Source organism: Opacimonas viscosa (assembly GCF_024199005.1).
GTDB lineage: Bacteria > Pseudomonadota > Gammaproteobacteria > Enterobacterales > Alteromonadaceae > Opacimonas > Opacimonas viscosa.
The window spans coordinates 1-257 of the sequence record NZ_JANATA010000217.1; the positions used below are offsets into that span (position 1 = coordinate 1).

Genomic DNA, 257 nt, shown 5'->3' on the forward strand with positions numbered 1-257 from the left:
TCTATTGTGAATATGGATTCCAGGTAGGTGTTGAAGTGGTCGTCATTTTCCAATAGCGCCCGCACTTCTGATTTACTGATATCGGCCTTCAGATGGAGTCGCATGTCAATGCTAATGTTATCTGCCCCCACTATCGCTATTGCATCAACAATAAAGGGAATGTTCACCGCAGAAAGCCCATCAACAACTGAGATCCCTGACCAATAATTGAGTATCTCAACTGATTCTGTGAAGCGGTATTTTTCTCGTTCTATGTT

The 257-nt window shown here is 42.8% G+C and carries 1 protein-coding gene; it reads right to left on the reverse strand.

Annotated elements, in window-relative coordinates:
* Positions 1-257, reverse strand: a 257-nt coding sequence (locus NLF92_RS13355; RefSeq protein WP_254102735.1) for a hypothetical protein, incomplete at both ends; no start/stop codon positions are given.